The following is a 19,301-nucleotide window of genomic DNA, read 5'->3' on the forward strand; positions in this document are numbered from 1 at the left end:
GGCGGGGGTCAGTGGATCGTCGAGAACAGGCGGCCCCAGCGCACGTGGGCCGGCCAGTTCCAGATCTGCCAGGCGGGCGTGCCCTCGTCGATCGAGAAGAAGATCATCTCGGCGCGGCCGACGAAGTTCTCGAACGGGACGTAGCCGACGTTGGCGAGGTCGCGCGAGTCGGTGGAGTTGTCGCGGTTGTCGCCCATCATGAAGAAGTGCCCCGGCGGCACGGTGTAGAGCTCGGTCTTGTCCCAAAACCCGTTGTCGCCGTCGCGCTCGATCGTGTGGTGCACGACGCCGTTCGGCAGCGTCTCGTTGTACTGCGGCACCTTGGTCGCCTGGCCGTACGGATCGATGGTCTCGTAATCGGCGATGCGCTCGCGCTTGACCGGCTTGCCGTTGATGTTGAGCACGCCGTCGATCATCTGGATCTTGTCGCCGGGCAGGCCGATCACCCGCTTGATGTAGTCGGTGGCGTTGTCCTTGGGCAGCTTGAACACCGCGATGTCGCCGCGCTTCGGCTCGGCGGCCCAGATGCGCCCCTCCGCCTTCGTCGGCAGGTATTCGCTCAAGGGCAGCGAGTACTTCGAGTAGCCGTAGGAATATTTCGACACGAACAGGTAGTCGCCGATCAGCAGCGTCGGGATCAGCGATCCCGAGGGGATGTTGAACGGCTGGAACAGCAGCGTGCGCACGACTAGCGCGATGAGCAGCGCCTGGATCCCGACCTTCAGGGTCTCGCGGATGCTGGCCCAGGTCCCCGGTTGCGCCCGGACCTCGTGTTTGCCGTCCCGATCCAAGCGCGCGCGTTCCATCTGTCGATCCGTCTGGGACGAGGCCGACGGCCCGCGCGGGCGCTGCCCGCGGCGCCCCACCGTGTCCGTTGCGTCGCGGCGGTCTAGACCAAGCCGGGTTCCCCCGCAACGCGGCGGGAGGTGGCGTCAACCCCGCCCGGTGCCCTCCGGCACGGCCTCGATGATCACGAAAGCTTGTGCCATCGGCGGGTCGTCGGTGAGGGTGACGTGCAACCGCGCCGCGTGCCCGGCCGGCAGCATCGCGGCCAGCCGGTCCAGGGCTCCGCCGGTGAGATGCAGCGTCGGCTGCCCGCCGGGCAGGTTCACGACCTCCATGTCGCGCCAGAACACCCCGTGCGCGAGGCCGGTGCCGAGCGCCTTGGCGCAGGCCTCCTTGGCGGCGAAGCGCCTTGCGTAGGACGGCGCGCGGGCCGCCTTGCGGTCGCACCGGGCCCGCTCGCCGTCGGTGAACACCCGGTGAGTGAAGCGCTCGCCGAAGCGCGCGAGCGAGCGCTCGATCCGGCGGATGTCGCAGAGGTCGGAGCCGATCCCGAGGATCATCGGCCCCGGCTCCCCGCCCGGGCCGCCTCCATCGCCGCGCGCATGTCGCGGATCGCCCGGGGCAGCCCGACGAAGATCGCGTCGGCGATGAGCGCGTGGCCGATGTTGAGCTCGCGGATCTCCGGGATCCGCGCGATCGGCCCAACGCTGTCGGTGGTCAGCCCGTGGCCGGCATGGATCTCCAGCCCGAGCCCCTGCCCGTGCTCGGCGGCACGGACGATCCGGGCGAGCTCGTGCGCGGTCGCGGCCGCATCGCCCGCGACCGTGGCCTCGCAGTAGCTGCCGGTATGAAGCTCCACGACCGGCGCGCCGAGCGCGTGGGCCGCCTCCATCACCGCCGCGTCCGGCTCGACGAACAGCGACACCCGGATGCCGGCCTCGGCCAGCGCGCGGATGCGAGGCGCGAGGTGATCGCGCCCGCCGACGATGTCGAGGCCGCCCTCCGTCGTGCGCTCCTCGCGCTTCTCGGGGACGAGGCAGGCGGCATGCGGCTTCAGCGTGCGGGCGAGCGCCACCATCTCGTCGGTGGCCGCCATCTCGAAGTTGAGCGGCACGGTCAGCGTCCGGGCGAGCGCGGCCATGTCAGCGTCGCGGATGTGCCGCCGGTCCTCGCGCAGGTGGGCCGTGATCCCGTCGGCACCGGCCTCCACCGCCAGCATCGCCGCCCGCACCGGGTCGGGATAGCTGCCGCCGCGGGCGTTCCGGACGGTGGCGACGTGGTCGATGTTCACGCCGAGGCGGAGAGGATGTGCCGACATGCGCCGATCTTTTCGCGTGGCTTCGAGGTGATCGCGTCGTGCTTAGCCCAGATCGGGCCGCCCTGGCGCCTCGCCGCTGCGAGAAATCGCCCGACCCGTGCTGTTTCGAAGGCGACGCGCCGCGGGTCGGATGGTCGCGGCCTCCTGCGAAGGGCCCTCGAACGCGGAAAGGCCGGGCACGACGGCCCGGCCTCCCTTCGACGAAGCCCGAAGGCTCGTACGTCGTTGGTGCTCAGCGGACCGGGTTGGCGCCGGCGTTGCCCGGAACCGTGCGGGCGCCGTCCTCGCGGCCGGCCGGCATCGCGTTGGCGGCGCCCGGAGCGGTGCCGGTTGTGGCCGGCATGTCGCCCCGCATCGTGCCGCCCTTCTCCATCGTCTTCTCGGACGGGCTCTTCACGCTGCCGGGATTGTTCATGTTGCCGGTCGCGGACTGCGCGAACGCCGCACCCGAGAGTGCGAGCACGAGCGCCGTGGCGGAGATGAGTGTCTTACGCATGGGACGGATCCTTCGTGTGGTCGGTGTGGGAGGAGGAACGTCGCGGCCCGGGGATGGTTCGGAGAAACTTCGCGCGGCCGACCTCCCGGTGCGTGCGAGCCGCGCCCAGGGGCCTGGTCCCGTTGCGCTTTCCGGGGAACGGAAATCGTCGCCGCCCTCCGGAAGCGCGTCGCGGCGTTCGATCGCCGGCACGCAGGCGACGGGACGGCCCGACGTGCCCGGCCGTGCGATGCAGCCTTGCGATTCAGCCTTGCGATTTTCCCCGAAACCGACTATCCGCCGCCACTCGCGTTCGCTCCGGCTGGGGGCTGAACGGACGGTGCCGTTCGCGGCACAGGCTTTTTTCCGCGTCGCCTGGCGACGATCGAACGAGCCGTCGTCCCGTGTCTCCGCCTTCGATCAACCGCTCGGGCCCGTTGAAACGGCTCGGAGGGCTTGGCGCCGGGCGATCTCGCGAACCGAACCGGCCCGGAACTCATCGTGCATCTGCATGTCCGGGCCTCATTCAAGCTGAAGGGCCCGTAATGCCTCTCTACGAGCACGTATTCCTGGCACGCCAGGACGTGACGTCCCAGCAGGTCGAGACGATGATCGAGACCTACAAGGGCGTCATCGAACAGAACGGCGGACGTTTCGAGAAGATCGAGATGTGGGGCGTCAAGTCCCTCGCCTACCGGATCAAGAAGAACCGCAAGGCGCACTTTACCCTGCTCAACATCGACGCCCCCCCGGCCGCCATGGCCGAGATGGAGCGCCAGATGCAGATCTCGGAAGACGTGCTGCGCTTCATGACCATCCGCGTGGAGGAGCTCGAGCACGAGCCGTCCGCGATGATGCAGAAGCGCGACCGCGACGACCGCAAGGATCGCGAGCGCGGCCGTCGTCGCGACGACGAGGGCTTCGGTGGTGGCGGCGGCTTCGGCGGCGACCGCGACCGTGGGGATCGTGGCGACCGCGGCGACCGGCCCGAGCGCAACTTCGGCGGGGAGAACTAAGCCATGGCATTCGGTGCAAGTGCTGGTGGAGCCGCCGGCGGCGGTGGCCGTCGTCCGTTCTTCCGTCGTCGCAAGACCTGCCCCTTCTCCGGCGCCAACGCGCCGAAGATCGACTACAAGGACGTGAAGCTGCTGTCCCGTTACGTCTCGGAGCGCGGCAAGATCGTTCCGTCCCGCATCACCGCGGTCTCGGCCAAGAAGCAGCGCGAGCTCGCCCAGGCGATCAAGCGCTCGCGCTTCCTCGGCCTGCTCCCCTACGTCATCAAGTAGGCTCTTCGGAAACCTGCCGGCCCTGGTCCACCAGGGTCGGCCACCATCCTTCGGGCGACGGTCTCCGCCGCCCGATCGTTGGGGCGCCTCGCCTCTAACCCCGCCCGCACTCCTGCGCGGCGGCGGGACAGCGGATCTCATGGTTCAGAACCTCGGCATCGGCATCGGCGCGGGCCTCGTCTCGGCACTCCTGTTCGGGATGCTGCTGAAGGCCACCCCGCTCGCGATCGTCCTCTACCTCTTGGCGCCCCTGCCGATCCTCATCGTGGGACTCGGCTGGAATTCCCGCGCCGCGCTCGCGGCGGCGGCTTCCGGCAGCCTCGCGCTCGCCCTCGTCGTCTCCCCCTATCTCGGCCTCGGATTCGCCGCCTACCTCGCCGTGCCGGCGTGGTGGCTCGCCTATCTCGCCCTGCTCGGCCGGCCGAACGCCGACGGCAGCCTCGAATGGTATCCGACAGGCCGCCTCCTCGGCTGGACCGGCGCGACCGCGGCGCTGGCCTTCATCGCCATCGCCGTCCTGTCCGCGCCGAGCCACGAGGCGTTCGAGGGACAGCTGAAGAGCCTAGCCGGCACCATCGTCCGCGCCCAGATGCGTGGCCTGCCGAGCGCGCCGGCCAAGCCCGATGCCGCCCGCCCGGACGCCGGCGAGCCCGTCGCTGACAAGCCCGTCGGCGAAAAGCCGGCGCCCCCCGAAAAGCCCAGCGACGCGGCCGATGCCACGCCTGCGGGATCCGAGGCGCATGACGACCTGGTCGATGCGCTGGCGCGCACCGTGCCCGCCTTCGCCGCCAACGGGCTCGCCCTGCTCCTGACCTTCTACCTCTGGGCCTCCGCCCGCATCGTCCAGCTCTCGGGTCGCCTGCCGCGGCCCTGGCCGGACATCCCGTCGACCGTGATGCCGCGCGCCATGCTCGGGCTGCTCGGCCTCGCCGTGATCCTCGCCTTCGCGCCGGGCTACGCGGGCGTGCTCGGCACGGCCCTGGTCGGCTCGGTGAGCGCGGTCTTCGCGCTGCAGGGGCTCGCCGCCTTCCACGACCGCAGCCGCGGCCGGCCGGCGCGCGGCATGATGCTGTTCGGTCTCTACCTGATCCTGTTCTTCACGCAGGGCATCGCCCTAATCGTGCTCACCCTGTTCGGCCTCGCCGACACCGCGCTCAACCGGCGCCGACGCCCCGACGGCGCGACCCCTTGAGACCCCGGCCGGCCCTCATCGGCGGCCTTACCTGAAGAAGGACGAAGACCATGGAAGTGATCCTGCTGGAGCGCGTCGCCAAGCTCGGCCAGATGGGCGAGACCGTGAACGTCAAGCCGGGCTTCGCCCGCAACTTCCTCCTCGCCCGCGGCAAGGCGCTGCGCGCGACGGAAGGCAACAAGAAGCACTTCGAGACCCAGCGCGCGCAGCTCGAGGCGAAGAACCTCGACCGCAAGAAGGACGCCGAGGCGGTCGCCGAGAAGCTCGACGGCCAGACCTTCGTGCTCATCCGCCAGTCGGGCGAGTCGGGCGTGCTCTACGGCTCGGTCTCGACCCGCGACCTCGCCGAGGTCGTGACCAAGGAGGGCTTCACCGTCGAGCGCGGCCAGTTCACCCTGAACCAGCCGATCAAGACGCTCGGCCTGCACGTGATCCCGGTGGTGCTCCACCCCGAGGTCGACGTGAAAGTCACCGTCAACGTCGCCCGCAGCCCGGAAGAGGCCGAGCGTCAGGCCCGCGGCGAGTCGGTCACCGAGCGCGAGGCGTTCAACCTCGACGACCTCGGCCTGGAGGTCGGCATGGCGCTGGCCGAGGCCGGCGAAGGCGCCGACGACCGCGGCTGATCGCATCGCCCTGCCCCCTCCCCACGCGGGAGGGGCGGGCTGTGAATGGCGGTGACAGCGGGGAAGGCGGCCCGGGAGGGTTGACGCGTTCCTCGTTTGTTCCAAGATGTGCGCCCGTTCCTCGCACCGAGGGGCGGGCGTCCTCGCGTTCCGGGCACGGTGACGCGGACGCCGGCGGCTAAGCATCGGTCAACCCGACTGGTGCCATGGTCGTCGGATCATGTCTGGGATGCGGCGCCGGCCCGGCCCGCATCGATTCGGAGCGACCGCCCATGGCCCTGCCCAATGCCCTAGCGGCCAAGCTCGAAGCCGTGCAGGCGGAGTACCGCGTCGCGCCGCACAACATCGACGCGGAGCAGGCGCTGCTCGGCGCGATGCTGGTGAACAACGACGCCTACTACCGCGTCTCGGACTTCCTGCTGCCCGAGCACTTCATGGAGGACGCCCACCAGCAGATCTTCCAGGTGGCGACCTCGCTGATCAAGGCGGGCAAGCTCGCGACCCCGATCACCCTGAAGACCTATCTCGGCGACGCCGACTTCGGCGGCCAGACGGTGATGCAGTACCTCGCGCGGCTGGCGGCCGACGCCACCACCGTCATCAACGCCGGCGAGTACGGCCGCACGATCTACGACCTCGCGATCCGCCGCCGGCTGATCACCATTGGCGAGGACCTCGTCAACGGCGCCTACGAGGCCCCGGTCGAGCAGGCCCCGCGCGACCAGATCGAGGACACCGAGCGCCGGCTCTACGAGCTCGCCGAGGCCGGCAAGTACAGCGGCGGCTTCCAGAAGTTCTCGGACGCGCTCACCGCCGCCGTCGACATGGCGGCCAAGGCGTATCAGCGCGAGGGCAAGCTCTCGGGGCTGGCCACGGGGCTCTCCGACCTCGACGCCAAGATGGGCGGCCTGCAATCCTCGGATCTGATCATCCTCGCCGGCCGCCCGGCCATGGGCAAGACCTCGCTCGTCACCAACATTGCCTTCAACATCGCGAAGGCCTACCAGGGCGAGAAGCAGGCCGACGGCACGATCAAGACCAAGAACGGCGGCATCGTCGGGTTCTTCTCGCTCGAGATGTCGGCCGAGCAGCTCGCCACCCGCATCATCGCCGAGCAGTCGGGCGTGCCCTCCTACAAGATCCGCCGCGGCGACATCCGGCCGGAGGACTTCTACAAGATTACCGACGCCGCCCGCGACATGCAGACGATCCCGTTCTACATCGACCAGTCGGGCGGCATCTCGATCGCGCAGCTCGCCGCCCGCGCCCGGCGCCTCAAGCGCCAGAAGGGCCTCGACGTGCTGATCGTCGACTACCTCCAGCTGCTGGCGGGCTCCGGCAAGCGCTCGGACAACCGCGTGCAGGAGATGACCGAGATCACCACCGGCATGAAGGCGCTGGCCAAGGAGCTCTCGGTTCCGATCATCGCCCTGTCGCAGCTGTCGCGTCAGGTCGAGAACCGCGACGACAAGCGCCCGCAGCTCTCGGACCTGCGCGAATCGGGCTCGATCGAGCAGGACGCCGACGTGGTGATGTTCGTGTTCCGCGAGGAATACTACGTCAACAACAAGAAGCCCCGCGAGGGCACGGAGGAGTTCTTCGCCTGGGAGGCGGAGATGAACCGCGTCCACGGCAAGGCCGAGGTGATCCTCGGCAAGCAGCGCCACGGCCCGACCGGCACGGTGGAGCTGCAGTTCGACGCCAACATCACCCGGTTCTCGAACCTCGCGCAGAGCGACCGGCTGCCCGAGCAGATGTGATACGGCGCGCGCTCCGCCCGATCGGAGACGCCCCATGGCGCTGGCGAAGCAGGCTCGGCCCCGCGTGACGACCACCCTGAACGACGTGTTCGAGGCCGAGCGCGGCCTCGTCGGGCTGATCCTCGCCGACCCTGCCACCGACGGAGTGATGGCCCAGATCCTCCGCGATGAGGATTGGACCCATCCGCTCCATCGCGGCGTGTTCGAGGTCGCGGGCGCCCTCGTGGCGGCCGGCGAGGCGATCACCCTCGCGGCCGTCCTGCCGCGGGTCGCCGACGTGGGGCCGGACGGAACGCCGGCCGAGGCCTATCTCGCGGCGCGGATCGCGGGCGCGCCTGCGGCATCGGAGGCCGAACCGCTCGCGCGGCGTCTCGCTGCCGCGGCCGACATCCGCGACCGCCCCGCCCCCTATCTCCGCGACGTCTACGCATGGGCCTTCGCGCAGGCCGAGCGTCTCCGGCGCGGACAGTTCTCGTCCCTCGACGCACTCAACCTGGCCGAGGAGATCGAGGACTCGGGCACCGAGATCTACAACCGTCTGGAAAGCGTGCTCCGCAGCACGCTGATCCGTCTGCTGACATGGGATTTTCAGCCCGAGAAGCGGACGCGAAGCTGGGCGCTGTCGATTCGGACCGGGCGCCGGGCCGCAGTGAAGCTTCTCGAACGCAACCCCGGCTTCAAGAGCCGCCTGTCCGGTGCCATCCGGGAAGCCTACGACGACGCCCGGATCGAGGCCGCGGGCGAGACCGGCCTCGACGAAACGGTGTTTTCCGATGCCTGCCCCTATTCCCACGAGGCGATCATGACCGGCGCGATCGCCTGGCCGCCCGAGCCGGAGGCGGGCTCGGCGCCCACGCTACAGCGTCACCAGCGCGCCAGGCTGCTTCACCTCGATCTCGACGAAGGCGATCGGATGGTCCGAGCCGTTCATCACGTCGTGGCGGATGCCCGCCGGGCGGCTGTAGGCCTGCCCCGCGGCGAGCGCGGTCTCGCCGACCTGCTCGCCGTCATGGACCCGGAGCGTTCCGGCCACCAGCATCACCACGAAGTAGGGCCAGCCGTGCTCGTGCCATCCGGTCACCGCGCCGGGGGCGAAATCCCAGCGGGTGATGCGAAGCGTCGCGTCGTCCAGCTGGACGGTTGGAATCGCCGGGATCGTGCAGGCGAACGCCATTGGCTGTCTCCTCGGAAGGCTGCGCGCGCCGCAAGCCCCGTGTTGCAGGTTTCGCGTTGCAAGTCCTGCGTTGCAGGCCCCGTGCCTTCCGGCCGCTGGCGCGGTAATGGCTTGCCCTGACCCGTCAGGCTGCGCAGACGGCGACGCACGCGCGGCGGAACATCGGAGCCCGACGATTTCCCGAGACAGCACCGTCGCGACCGACGCCATCGGGCACGGCGCCCGCCTCATCGTCGATCTCGGCGCCATCGCGGAGAACTGGCGCCGCCTCTCGGCGGAGGCACCGGGCCGCGCCTGCGCCGCGGTGGTGAAGGCCGACGCCTATGGCTGCGGCGCCGAGCCGGTCGCCCGGACGCTCTGGGCGGCGGGCTGCCGCACGTTCTTCGTCGCGCATCTCGGCGAGGCCGCACGCGTGCGGGGCGCGCTGCCCGAGGCCGCGATCTACGTCCTGAACGGGCTCTCGCCCGGCTCCGCCCCGGCCTATCTGGCGATGGACCTGCGCCCCGTCCTCGGCTCGGTCGAGGAAGTGTCGGACTGGGCGGCGGCCTCGCGCGGGATGCGTGCGGCCGCGCTCCACGTCGACACCGGCATGAACCGTCTCGGGCTCGCCGTCCCGGAGGCGCTGGCGCTTGCCGGCGATCCACGGATCGGGGACGCCGGCATCGACCTCGTGATGAGCCACCTCGTCAGCGCCGAGCTGCCCGACGAGGCGGTCAACGCCCGGCAGATCGCCGACTTCGCGACGGTGCGGGCGGCGTTTCCCGGCATTCCCGGCTCGCTCGCCAACTCGTCGGGCATCTTCCTCGACGGGGCGACGCATCACGACCTGCTGCGGCCCGGCTACGCCCTGTTCGGCGGCAACCCGACCCCCACGCGCCATGCCAACCCGATGCGGCCGGTGGTGCGGCTGGAGGCGACGATCCTGCAGATCCGGCACGTCGCCGCCGGCGCGCAGGCCGGCTACAACGGGCGCTGGACCGCGCCCGCGCCCCGGCGCCTCGCGACCCTGTCGCTCGGCTACGCCGACGGCTATCCCCGGGCCGCGAGCGGGCACGGCCACGCGCTCGTCGCCGGCATCCCCTGCCCGATCCTCGGCCTCGTCTCCATGGACCTGATCATCCTCGACGTCACCGAGGCGGCGGACGCCCGGCGCGGCACCGTCGCCACGCTGATCGGCGATGGCCTGGACGTCGACACGGTGGGACGCGCCGCCGGCACGATCGGCTACGAGATCCTGACGGGCCTGGGTTCTCGTTACGTTCGCACGTATATCGGGGCGTGACGCCGTCCGCCCCGAGCGGATCCGGCCCCGAACCCGCTGCGAGCGCATGGCAAAGATCCACCAGACCTTCATCTGCCAGGCCTGCGGCGCGGTCTACAACCGCTGGCGCGGGCGCTGCGAGGCCTGCAATGGCTGGAACACGATCGTCGAGGAGACGCCCGGGGGCTCCGGGCCGCAATCGGGCCCGGCCGCGACCCGGCCCGGCCGGGCCCGCGGGCGGGTGTTCCCCCTCGAGGGCCTGACCGGCGAGGCGCGGGAAGCGCCGCGCATCCCCTCCGGCATCGGCGAGCTCGACCGCGTCACCGGCGGCGGCTTCGTGCGCGGCTCGGTGATCCTGCTCGGCGGCGATCCCGGCATCGGCAAGTCGACCCTGCTGATGCAGGCCTCGGCCGCGATGGCGAAGACCGGCGAGCGCGTCGCCTACATCTCCGGCGAGGAGGCGGTGGGGCAGGTGCGCCTGCGCGCCGAGCGCCTCGGGCTGTCGGGCCACCCGGTGGAGCTGGCGGCCGAGACCAACGTCGAGGACATCGTCGAGACCCTGTCGCAGGGGCGCCCGCCGGCACTGGCGATCATCGATTCGATCCAGACCATGTGGACCGAGACCGTCGAATCGGCCCCCGGCACGGTCACGCAGGTGCGCTCCTCCGCCCAGTCCCTGATCCGCTTCGCCAAGACCACCGGCACGGCGGTGATCCTGGTCGGCCACGTCACCAAGGACGGGCAGATCGCCGGCCCGCGGGTGGTCGAGCACATGGTCGACGCGGTGGCCTCGTTCGAGGGCGACCAGGGCCACCATTTCCGCATCCTGCGGGCGGTGAAGAACCGCTTCGGGCCGACCGACGAGATCGGCGTGTTCGAGATGACCGACATGGGGCTGGCCGAGGTGCCGAACCCCTCGGCGCTGTTCCTGGCGGGACGCGACCACCAGGCCGCCGGCACCGCGGTCTTCGCCGGCATGGAGGGCACGCGGCCCCTGCTGGTGGAGATCCAGGCGCTGGTCGCGCCCTCGTCGCTCGGCATGCCGCGCCGGGCCGTGGTCGGCTGGGACCCGAACCGGCTCTCGATGGTGCTCGCGGTGCTCGAAGCCCATGGCGGCATCCGCCTGGGCACGCACGACGTCTATCTCAACGTCGCGGGCGGCCTGCGCATCTCCGAGCCCGCGGCGGATCTGGCGGTGGCCGCCGCCCTGGTCTCGTCGCTGTCGGGCGCGGTGCTGCCGCCGGAGACCGTGTATTTCGGCGAGATCGGCCTGTCCGGCGCGATCCGGCCGGTGGCGCAGGCCGGCGCGCGCCTCAAGGAGGCGCAGAAGCTCGGCTTCGCCAAGGCGATGACGCCGCAAGGGCGCGGCGAGACCACCGACCGCGCGCTCGCCACGGAGTCGCTGCGCCACATCGCCGACCTCGTGGCCGGCATCGCCGCGAACGGGCCGCGCCGGGTCGCCTCGGGCAAGCGCCGCCATGCGGCCCACGACGAGGATGCGGATTAGGCGACCGGCTGAGCGCGGTTCTCAGGACGACCTGTGCCGCGCCGGCGGCTTGGGAAGGGCGGTGAAAGCCCGTCTGCAACCGGCGGGTTCCGGCGGCCGGCAGTCGCCACCGAGGGTGACGGCCGAGTTTGACCGCGATATAAGGCGCCCGCGGTCCAGGGGAGCCGCAGACCGCATCGCTTTCGTCGTGGCATCTCCCCATCCGATCCGAACCCGCAGATGCCGTTTTCCGTCCTCGATCTCGTGGTGCTCGGCATCGTCGTGGTGTCCGCCCTGCTGGCGGCCGTCCGCGGCGTCACGCGGGAGGTGCTGGCGATCATCGCCTGGGTCGCCGCCGCCGCGGTGGCGTGGTCGCTCTATCCGATGCTGCTGCCGACGGTGAAGCAGCACGTGACCAGCGACACCGTCGCCCTCGTCGCCTCGATCGCGGCGATCTTCCTCGGCACGCTGATCGTCGTCTCGATCATCACGGTGAAGATCTCCGACGTGGTGCTCGATTCGCGCATCGGCGCGATCGACCGCTCCCTCGGCTTCCTGTTCGGCGCCGCCCGCGGCTTCCTGATCTGCGTGATCGGCTGGGTGTTCCTGTCCTGGCTGGTGCAGGGCAAGGTGCCGACCTGGGCCGCCGAGGCGCGCACCCGGCCGATGCTGGAGAAGTCCGGCGACGCGCTGGTGGCGCAGCTGCCCGAGAATCCGGAAGGCTTCCTGAGGCAGTTCAAGAAGCCGAAGGTCGACACCCCGCAGAACGAACCTGTGGATGCACCGGCCGAGACCGAGGTGCCCCCGCGCCAGACCACGCCGGCCGTGCCCGCGCCGCGGCGCTGAGGGCGCGCGAAAGAAGGCCGGCTCAGCATATGTTGCCGCGGTGACCCTGACCTGCGTTCGATCCGGCTTGGTTGCGATGCCGCGAGGCGTCAGATAACGCCTTGACGACGGCGCCGCGGGGCCGGCCGCGCGGACGCGGTCCGGGCAGCTTGCGGGCGGACGGCAACCAGGGATCGACCTCAGGCCATGTCACACCGCGCCGCAACCGTGGATTCCGTGTTCGACCCCGAGACCGACGGCGATACGCTCCGCGAGGAATGCGGCGTCTTCGGCATCTTCGGGCATCCCGACGCCTCGGCGATCGTCGCGCTCGGGCTGCACGCCCTGCAGCACCGCGGCCAGGAGGCGGCGGGCATCGTCGCCTTCGACGGCGAGGTCTTCCATTCCGAGCGGCGCCCCGGCCTCGTCGGCGACTCGTTCTCGGACGGCGGCACAATCGCCCGGCTGAAGGGCCGCGCCGCGATCGGCCACGTGCGCTACTCGACCACCGGCGGCACCATCCTGCGCAACGTCCAGCCGCTCTTCGCCGAGCTGGCCGGCGGCGGCCTGGCGGTGGCGCATAACGGCAACCTCACCAACGCGCTCTCGATCCGACGCGATCTCGTGCGCGACGGCGCGATCACCCAGTCGACCTCCGACACGGAGGTGATCCTGCACCTGGCCGCGCGCTCGCGAAAGCCGCGGATCGTCGAGCGCTTCATCGACGCGCTGCAGGCGATCCAGGGCGCCTACGCCATCGTCGCGCTCACGAACAAGAAGCTGATCGGCGCCCGCGACCCGCTCGGCATCCGCCCGCTGGTGCTCGGCGAGCTCGACGGCCGCTACATGCTGGCCTCGGAGACCTGCGCGCTCGACATCATCGGCGCGAAGTTCGTGCGCGACGTCGAGAACGGCGAGGTCGTGGTGATCTCGGAGGACGGCATCGAGTCGATCCGCTTCGCCGACAAGGTGCCGATGCGGCCGTGCATCTTCGAGTACATCTACTTCGCCCGGCCGGATTCGGTGGTGAACGGCAAGAGCGTCTACGCCGTGCGCAAGAACATCGGCGTCGAGCTGGCCCGCGAGGCCGCGGTGCCGGCCGACGTGGTGGTGCCGGTGCCCGATTCCGGCGTGCCGGCCGCGCTCGGCTTCGCACAGCAGACTGGCATCCCGTTCGAGATGGGAATCATCCGCAACCACTATGTCGGCCGCACCTTCATCCAGCCGACCCAGTCGGTGCGCGAGCTCGGCGTGCGGATGAAGCATTCGGCCAACCGGGCGGCGATCGAGGGCAAGCGCATCGTGCTGGTCGACGACAGCCTGGTGCGCGGCACCACCTCGGTGAAGATCGTGCGGATGATGCGCGAGGCCGGCGCGGCGGAGGTGCACTTCCGCATCGCGAGCCCGCCGATCACCTATCCCGACTTCTACGGCATCGACACGCCGGAGCGCGAGAAGCTGCTGGCCGCCACCCACGACCTCGAAGGCATGCGCCGCTACATCGGCGCGGATTCGCTGGCCTTCCTCTCGATCCCCGGCCTGTACCGGGCGATGGGCGAGGCGGAGCGGATCGAGGCCTGCCCGCAATACACCGACCATTGCTTCACCGGCGACTACCCGACCGGCCTGACGGACCTCGCCATCGCCGGGCCGAAGCGCCTCGCGATGCTGGCCGAAGCGGACTGACCCCTCGCGCATGACCGACACGAAGACCTCACTCGACGGACGCGTCGCCGTCGTCACCGGTGCATCCCGCGGGATCGGCCGGGCCGCCGCGCTGGCCCTGGCGGAGGCCGGCGCGCACGTCATCGCCGTGGCGCGCACGCAGGGCGCGCTGGAGGAGCTCGACGACGCGATCCGCAGGGTCGGCTCGAGCGCGACCCTCGTGCCCCTCGACCTGACCGACTACGACGGCATCGACCGGCTCGGCGCGGCGATCAACGAGCGCTGGAAGCGCCTCGACATCGTCGTCGGCAATGCCGGCATCCTCGGCAACCTCATGCCGATCGGGCACATCACCCCGAAGGTCTGGGGCCAGGTGATGGACGTCAACGTCACCGCGAACTGGCGGCTGATCCGCTCGTTCGACCCGCTGCTGCGGATGTCGGATGCCGGCCGGGCGATCTTCGTCACCTCCGGGGCGGCGGGCAAGTGCCGGGCCTACTGGGGGCCCTACTCGGTGTCGAAGGCGGCGCTCGAGGCGCTGGTGCGGACCTACGCCGCCGAGAACGAGACCACCAACGTCCGGGCGATGCTCCTCAATCCCGGCCCCCTGCGCACCGACATGCGCCGCGCGGCGATGCCGGGCGAGGACCCGGAGACGCTGAGGACGCCGGAAGATCTCGCCCCGCATTTCGTGCGGCTGGCGAGCCCCGCCTCGAGCGAAACCGGGCTGATCTACGACTTCCCCACCGACCGCACCGTGAGCCCGCAAGCGCCGCGCTGAGCGGTCGGGGCCGAGCCCGCACTTTTCCGGATATCCTGATGATCGACGTGCGCTGCATCTGCGCGATCGGCCAGCGCGGCCAGCTCGGGCTGAACGGCCAGCTCCCCTGGGAGGGCAACACCGACCCGCTCTTCGTGGAGGACGTGACGCGGTTCTTCGCGCTGACCATGGGCCATGTGCTGATCGCCGGCCCGAAGACGGTGGCCTCGGTGCCGGCCTTCGCGTTCAAGGACCGCACCATCGACGTGATCCGGTCGCACGAGGATCCGGGGGCGGTGCTCGCCCGCTATCCCGGTCGCCGCATCTTCGTCGGCGGCGGCATCGCGGTCTGGAACGTCTACGCGAAGTACATCCAGAACTGGGACGTCACCCGCCTGCCCTACGACGGCGAGGCCGACCGCTGGTTCGACCCGGCCTGGCTCGTCGGCGGCGCCCTGCGCGTCGGATAGGCGGATCTGGACAGTCCGTCGGGAAAGTCCGTACTCTCGCCCGATGGGCGAGCACAGCATCATCGAAGCCGAAGAGCATCTGTCCGAGCTGATCGACCGCGCGCTCGCGGGCGAAGGCGTCGTGATCACCCGGGATGGTCGGCCGGTCGCCAACCTACAGCCGATCCCTCGGTCGGGGCGGCCCGTGACCGCCGAGGACCTGGATTGGCTGGCAGCCCGTCGCGCGCGAACCGCCGCGCCCTCCGAGGATGCCGGGCACCTCGTCGGCCGCATGCGCGATGAGGATTGGTGAGGACGTACCTCGATGCCAGCGTCCTGGTCGCCCTTCTGACGGATGATCCGTCCACGGCGCGGGCGGACGCCTTCTTTCGACGTCACGAGCCGATCGCGATCGTCAGCGATTTCGCAGCGGCGGAATTCGCCTCGGCCCTCGCACGCCGGGTGAGAACCGGCGAGATCGACGCGGGCGCCGCGCAATCGGCGCTCTCGGATCTCGATCGCTGGATCGAACGGGTCGCGGAACGCATCGAGGTCGCATCGTCTGACGTCGTCGCGGCGACCGGGTTTCTCCGCCGCCTCGATCTAACGCTCCGTACGCCGGACGCCCTGAACATCGCTCTGTGCCGTCGTGCGAATGCCGTCCTCGCGACCTTCGACATCAAGATGGCGACCGTCGCGCGCACCCTCGGCCTGCAGGTCACGGAAGGATAGCGTCCTTCGCGCCGAAAAATGCGCCCTCGGGACCGCACTAAGCCCGCTCCCGCCCTATCTGCGCTCGGATCCTCCTGACGAAAGATGCCATGAGCGCCCACAGCTACCGCTTCGGCATCGAAGAAGAATATTTCCTGGCCGATGCGGAGACGCGCGGCACGCCGCGGCGCTCGGTCAAGCCGTTCCACGTCGAGGCGGCCGAGCGCCTGCCCGAGGCGGGGCGCGAGCTGCTGCAGTGCCAGGTCGAGGTCTGCACCCCGCCCGTCACCGCCTTCGCCGAGGCGCGCGCCTCGCTCGCCCGGCAGCGCGGCGCGCTCGCGGACCTCGCCGCCGAGCACGAGCTGCTGATCTTCGCCGCGGGCACCCATCCGGTGGCCGACTGGTCGCGGCAACTGCCGACCAAGGGCGACCGCTACCGCGGCATCCTGCGCGACGTCGGCCTCGCCGGGCGGCGCAGCCTGATCTGCGGCATGCACGTCCACGTCGAGGTGCCGGCCCCGGAGGCGCGGGTCGACCTGATGAACCGGCTGCTGCCGTTCCAGCCGCTGCTGTTCGCGCTCTCGGCCTCCTCGCCGTTCTGGCAGGGCAAGCCGACGGGGCTCACCGCCTACCGCCTGAGCGCCTTCGGCGAGCTGCCGCGCACCGGCCTGCCCGAGCTCTTCGCCGATGCCGCCGCCTATGCGCGCTACGTGCGGATCATGACGGAGGCCGGCTCGATCCAGGATGCGAGCTTCCTGTGGTGGTCGCTCCGGCCCTCGATCAAGTTCCCAACGCTGGAGCTGCGGATCGCCGACAGCTGCACGCGGCTCGCCGACGCGCTGACCATCGCCGCGTTGTTCCGCTGCCTCGTGCGCTGCGTGGTGCGCCGGCCGGACCTCAATGCCGGGCTCGACGGCGTCTCCCGGGCGCTCGCCGACGAGAACCTCTGGCGCACCCAGCGCAGCGGCGTCGGCGCCGAGCTGATCGACGAAGCCCGCGAGGCAGCCCTGCCCTTCGCCGACGCCCTGGAGACGGTGCTCGCCCTCGTCGCCGAGGATGCGGCGGCGCTCGGCTGCGCGGCCGAGGTCGCGCATGCGCGGACCATCGTCTCGGGCGGCACCAGCGCCGACGGCCAGATCGCCGCGTTCGAGGCCGCGCGGGACGCGGGGCACAGCAACCGGCAGGCGCTGGACCAAGTGGTGGAATGGCTGGCGCGGACGACCCGAGGCTGAGGCGTCGTCGCGCGGGGCCGGTGCTCAGCCCTTGTCGAACGGGTTCGACGAGGTGCGCAGGGAGAGCCGGATCGGGGTGCCCGGCAGGGCGAACGCCTCGCGCAGCGAGTTCGTGAGGTAGCGGGTGTAGCTCTTCGGCATCGCGTTGAGCTGGTTGCCGAACAGGGCGAAGTGCGGCGGGCGGCTCTTCACCTGCGTGGCGTAGCGGATTTTGATGCGCCGGCCCGATACGGCCGGCGGCGGGTTGCGCTGCGTCGCCTCGGAGAGCCAGTCGTTGATCCGCGAGGTCGAGATGCGGGTGTCCCAGACCTCGGCCGCCTGCACCACCGCCTGCATCAGCTTGTCGACGCCGTCGCCGGCGAGCCCCGAGAGCGGCACCACCGCGACGCCGCGGACCTGCGGCAGCAGGCGGGTGCAGTCCTCGCGCAGCGACTTGAGCAGGCCCGGCTGGTCGGCGACGAGGTCCCACTTGTTGAGGCCGATCACCAGCGAGCGCCCTTCGCTCTCGACGAGGTCGACGATGGTGAGGTCCTGCTTCTCGAACGGGATCGTGGCGTCGAGCAGCACCACCACCACCTCGGCGAAGCGCACGGCGCGGATGCCGTCCGAGACCGCGAGCTTCTCGAGCTTGTCCTCGATCCGGGCGCGGCGGCGCATCCCGGCGGTGTCGTGCAGCTTGATCCGGCGCCCGCGCCATTCCCAGTCGAGCGAGATCGAATCGCGGGTGATGCCGGCCTCGGGGCCGACGAGCAGGCGATCCTCGCCGAGCATCCGGTTGATCAGGGTCGACTTGCCGGCGTTGGGGCGGCCGACGATGGCGACCTTGAGCGGCTTGCCGCGCGGGTCGTCGTCGTCCTCGTCCTCGTCGGTCTCGGGCAGGGCTTCCTTCAGCGCCTCGTGCAGCTCGCCGATGCCCTCGCCGTGCTCGGCCGAGAACGGGATCGGGTCGCCCAGCCCGAGCCGGAACGACTCGTAGGCCCCGGCCATGCCGGCGCCGCCCTCGGCCTTGTTGGCGATGAGGATCACCTTGCAGCCGGCCCGGCGCACCAGCTCGGCGAAGGGCTGGTCGGCGGGCAAGATGCCGGCCCGCGCGTCGATGACGAACAGCACCACGTCCGCCTCGAGGATCGCGGCCTCGGTCTGCATCCGCATCCGGCCGAGCAGGGTGGCCGAATCGGCCTCCTCGAGACCGGCGGTGTCGATGATGCGGAAGTTCAGCCCGCCGAAGGCGACGTCGCCCTCGCGGCGGTCGCGGGTGACGCCCGGGCGGTCGTCGACCAGCGCCAGCTTCTTGCCGACGAGGCGGTTGAACAGGGTCGACTTGCCGACATTCGGCCGTCCGACGATCGCGACGGTCGGCAGTTCCATGGGGTGGTCCGTTCTATGTTCGGTCGAGCCGCCGGGCTGGCCGGGCGGCGAAGGTCCGGAGAATGCCCAAAACCTCCGGTGCGAGCCAGTCGCGCCGGAGGTTTTGGACTGGCGTGTCGAGCGATCAGCGCGTGATCGGCGGCGGGGGCGCGGCGGGCTCGGGCTTCGCCTCGGTCACCGTCACGGGACCGCCGGCGACCAGGGCGACGTAGACCTCGATGCGCTGGCGCAGGTTCTGCGGCGTCTCGGGGTCCATGTTGAGCTGGTCGAACCAGCGCCCGGCCTCGTCGTACTGGCCGTTCTTCAGGGCGGTCAGCCCGAGCATCTCGCGGGCGGTGAAGCGGAACGGCGTGCCGGCGGCCAGGCTCTGCAGGCTGGCGAGCGCGGGCGCCGGATCGGGCAGGTCGAGGCGGATCAGCGCCGCGCGGAGCCGCGCGAGGTCGCGCAGGCCGTCGCCGAGCGCCGTGTCGCCGGAGATCGCCTCGAACGCTGCGGCGCCCGCGGCCGGGTCGCGCTTAGCGGTCTCGGCGGCCGAGCGGAACTGGGCGAGCAGGCGGTAGCCGGCCGGCCCCTGCGCCTCGAGGGCGTCGAACGCCTTGTCGGCCTCCGCCACCTTGCCGTCGCGGGCCAGGCGGTTGGCCTCGTCGAACTGCTGCGAGGCGGCCTCGGCCGCGTTGCGCTGGGCCGTCTGCCAGTAGCGCCAGCCGCCGACGCCGGCGACCACCAGGATCGCCACTGCGATGATCACGCCGCTGTAGCGGCGCCAGATCTCGGCGACCTTGTCGCGGCGATAGTCTTCGTTGACCTCGCGGATGAACTCGTTGTTCTCAGCCATCGTATCCCGGTCCGGCGCGCGAGCCGGACGACCTGAAGCGTCTCGATTGGCCCCGCGCCTAGCACGCGGGCGCCGGTTTGGCGACCGGGCGGCGT

The 19,301-nt window shown here is 70.9% G+C and carries 21 protein-coding genes and 1 pseudogene; 15 read left to right on the forward strand and 7 right to left on the reverse strand.

The genetic code is table 11. The features are described 5' to 3' along the window. Nucleotides 1-8: 8 nt before the first annotated feature. The 4 genes from lepB to MKK55_RS14975 form a co-directional block, all read right to left on the reverse strand. Nucleotides 9-806: a signal peptidase I gene (gene lepB, locus MKK55_RS14960; protein WP_243932310.1), complete on the reverse strand. Its 798-nt coding sequence runs from the start codon at nucleotides 804-806 to the stop codon at nucleotides 9-11. Between the two features lie 126 nt (nucleotides 807-932). Then, nucleotides 933-1,346 carry a holo-ACP synthase gene (acpS, locus tag MKK55_RS14965; RefSeq protein WP_147725737.1) on the reverse strand — a complete coding sequence of 138 codons (414 nt, stop codon included), beginning with the start codon at nucleotides 1,344-1,346 and terminating at the stop codon, nucleotides 933-935. Then, nucleotides 1,343-2,104: a pyridoxine 5'-phosphate synthase gene (locus MKK55_RS14970; RefSeq protein ID WP_243935828.1), complete on the reverse strand. Its 762-nt coding sequence runs from the start codon at nucleotides 2,102-2,104 to the stop codon at nucleotides 1,343-1,345. The genes acpS and MKK55_RS14970 overlap by 4 nt, the downstream gene beginning before the upstream one ends. A 232-nt stretch (nucleotides 2,105-2,336) precedes the next feature. After that, nucleotides 2,337-2,600: a hypothetical protein gene (locus MKK55_RS14975; RefSeq protein ID WP_147725735.1), complete on the reverse strand. Its 264-nt coding sequence runs from the start codon at nucleotides 2,598-2,600 to the stop codon at nucleotides 2,337-2,339. 524 nt (nucleotides 2,601-3,124) lie between these two features. Between MKK55_RS14975 and rpsF the strand changes: the two genes are divergently transcribed. The 6 genes and pseudogenes from rpsF to MKK55_RS15005 form a co-directional block, all read left to right on the forward strand. Next, nucleotides 3,125-3,595: a 30S ribosomal protein S6 gene (gene rpsF, locus MKK55_RS14980; protein ID WP_147725734.1), complete on the forward strand. Its 471-nt coding sequence runs from the start codon at nucleotides 3,125-3,127 to the stop codon at nucleotides 3,593-3,595. Between the two features lie 3 nt (nucleotides 3,596-3,598). Next, nucleotides 3,599-3,865: a 30S ribosomal protein S18 gene (rpsR, locus tag MKK55_RS14985; RefSeq protein WP_147725733.1), complete on the forward strand. Its 267-nt coding sequence runs from the start codon at nucleotides 3,599-3,601 to the stop codon at nucleotides 3,863-3,865. 139 nt (nucleotides 3,866-4,004) lie between these two features. Continuing rightward, nucleotides 4,005-5,057, forward strand: a complete 1,053-nt coding sequence (locus MKK55_RS14990) for a hypothetical protein (RefSeq protein ID WP_243935830.1) — start codon at nucleotides 4,005-4,007, stop codon at nucleotides 5,055-5,057. A 50-nt stretch (nucleotides 5,058-5,107) separates the two neighbouring features. Continuing rightward, nucleotides 5,108-5,680, forward strand: a complete 573-nt coding sequence (rplI, locus tag MKK55_RS14995; protein WP_147725731.1) for a 50S ribosomal protein L9 — start codon at nucleotides 5,108-5,110, stop codon at nucleotides 5,678-5,680. Nucleotides 5,681-5,952: 272 nt separating this feature from the next. Further along, a complete protein-coding gene (locus MKK55_RS15000; protein ID WP_147725730.1) occupies nucleotides 5,953-7,440 on the forward strand; it encodes a replicative DNA helicase in 1,488 nt (495 codons plus the stop codon). Nucleotides 7,441-7,474: 34 nt separating this feature from the next. After that, nucleotides 7,475-8,236 (forward strand): annotated as a pseudogene (locus MKK55_RS15005) (DUF29 family protein); the annotation flags it as partial. Between the two features lie 60 nt (nucleotides 8,237-8,296). Here the strand turns inward: MKK55_RS15005 and MKK55_RS15010 are convergent. Continuing rightward, nucleotides 8,297-8,614 carry a cupin domain-containing protein gene (locus MKK55_RS15010; RefSeq protein WP_243932306.1) on the reverse strand — a complete coding sequence of 106 codons (318 nt, stop codon included), beginning with the start codon at nucleotides 8,612-8,614 and terminating at the stop codon, nucleotides 8,297-8,299. A gap of 106 nt (nucleotides 8,615-8,720) precedes the next feature. Here MKK55_RS15010 and alr point away from each other — a divergent pair, with 106 nt between their 5' ends. The 9 genes from alr (at nucleotide 8,721) to MKK55_RS15055 (ending at nucleotide 17,003) form a co-directional block, all read left to right on the forward strand. Continuing rightward, complete coding sequence (alr, locus tag MKK55_RS15015; protein ID WP_243935835.1) at nucleotides 8,721-9,896, forward strand: alanine racemase; 1,176 nt, start codon at nucleotides 8,721-8,723, stop codon at nucleotides 9,894-9,896. A gap of 46 nt (nucleotides 9,897-9,942) precedes the next feature. Beyond that, complete coding sequence (radA, locus tag MKK55_RS15020) at nucleotides 9,943-11,382, forward strand: DNA repair protein RadA (protein WP_147725726.1); 1,440 nt, start codon at nucleotides 9,943-9,945, stop codon at nucleotides 11,380-11,382. Between the two features lie 219 nt (nucleotides 11,383-11,601). Further along, nucleotides 11,602-12,207 carry a CvpA family protein gene (locus MKK55_RS15025; protein ID WP_243935837.1) on the forward strand — a complete coding sequence of 202 codons (606 nt, stop codon included), beginning with the start codon at nucleotides 11,602-11,604 and terminating at the stop codon, nucleotides 12,205-12,207. Between the two features lie 186 nt (nucleotides 12,208-12,393). Then, the gene (purF, locus tag MKK55_RS15030; protein WP_147841974.1) at nucleotides 12,394-13,872 is read left to right on the forward strand and encodes an amidophosphoribosyltransferase; all 1,479 of its coding nucleotides are present in this window, start codon (nucleotides 12,394-12,396) and stop codon (nucleotides 13,870-13,872) included. Between the two features lie 10 nt (nucleotides 13,873-13,882). Beyond that, nucleotides 13,883-14,632 (forward strand): SDR family NAD(P)-dependent oxidoreductase, encoded by a 750-nt coding sequence (locus MKK55_RS15035; RefSeq protein ID WP_147725723.1) that lies wholly within the window; start codon nucleotides 13,883-13,885, stop codon nucleotides 14,630-14,632. Between the two features lie 38 nt (nucleotides 14,633-14,670). Continuing rightward, nucleotides 14,671-15,081 carry a dihydrofolate reductase gene (locus tag MKK55_RS15040; RefSeq protein ID WP_243935839.1) on the forward strand — a complete coding sequence of 137 codons (411 nt, stop codon included), beginning with the start codon at nucleotides 14,671-14,673 and terminating at the stop codon, nucleotides 15,079-15,081. 43 nt (nucleotides 15,082-15,124) lie between these two features. Further along, nucleotides 15,125-15,373: a type II toxin-antitoxin system Phd/YefM family antitoxin gene (locus MKK55_RS15045; protein ID WP_243935841.1), complete on the forward strand. Its 249-nt coding sequence runs from the start codon at nucleotides 15,125-15,127 to the stop codon at nucleotides 15,371-15,373. Further along, nucleotides 15,370-15,792, forward strand: a complete 423-nt coding sequence (locus MKK55_RS15050) for a type II toxin-antitoxin system VapC family toxin (protein ID WP_243935843.1) — start codon at nucleotides 15,370-15,372, stop codon at nucleotides 15,790-15,792. The genes MKK55_RS15045 and MKK55_RS15050 overlap by 4 nt, the downstream gene beginning before the upstream one ends. Nucleotides 15,793-15,881: 89 nt before the next feature. Beyond that, complete coding sequence (locus MKK55_RS15055) at nucleotides 15,882-17,003, forward strand: carboxylate-amine ligase (protein ID WP_243935845.1); 1,122 nt, start codon at nucleotides 15,882-15,884, stop codon at nucleotides 17,001-17,003. Nucleotides 17,004-17,027: 24 nt separating this feature from the next. Here MKK55_RS15055 and der read toward each other — a convergent pair whose 3' ends face one another. After that, nucleotides 17,028-18,371, reverse strand: coding sequence for a ribosome biogenesis GTPase Der (gene der / locus MKK55_RS15060; protein WP_147725718.1), 1,344 nt, complete (start codon nucleotides 18,369-18,371; stop codon nucleotides 17,028-17,030). A 124-nt stretch (nucleotides 18,372-18,495) separates the two neighbouring features. Further along, nucleotides 18,496-19,206 (reverse strand): tetratricopeptide repeat protein, encoded by a 711-nt coding sequence (locus MKK55_RS15065; RefSeq protein WP_243935847.1) that lies wholly within the window; start codon nucleotides 19,204-19,206, stop codon nucleotides 18,496-18,498. Nucleotides 19,207-19,301 lie beyond the last annotated feature (95 nt).

Source organism: Methylobacterium sp. J-059 (assembly GCF_022829485.1).
GTDB lineage: Bacteria > Pseudomonadota > Alphaproteobacteria > Rhizobiales > Beijerinckiaceae > Methylobacterium.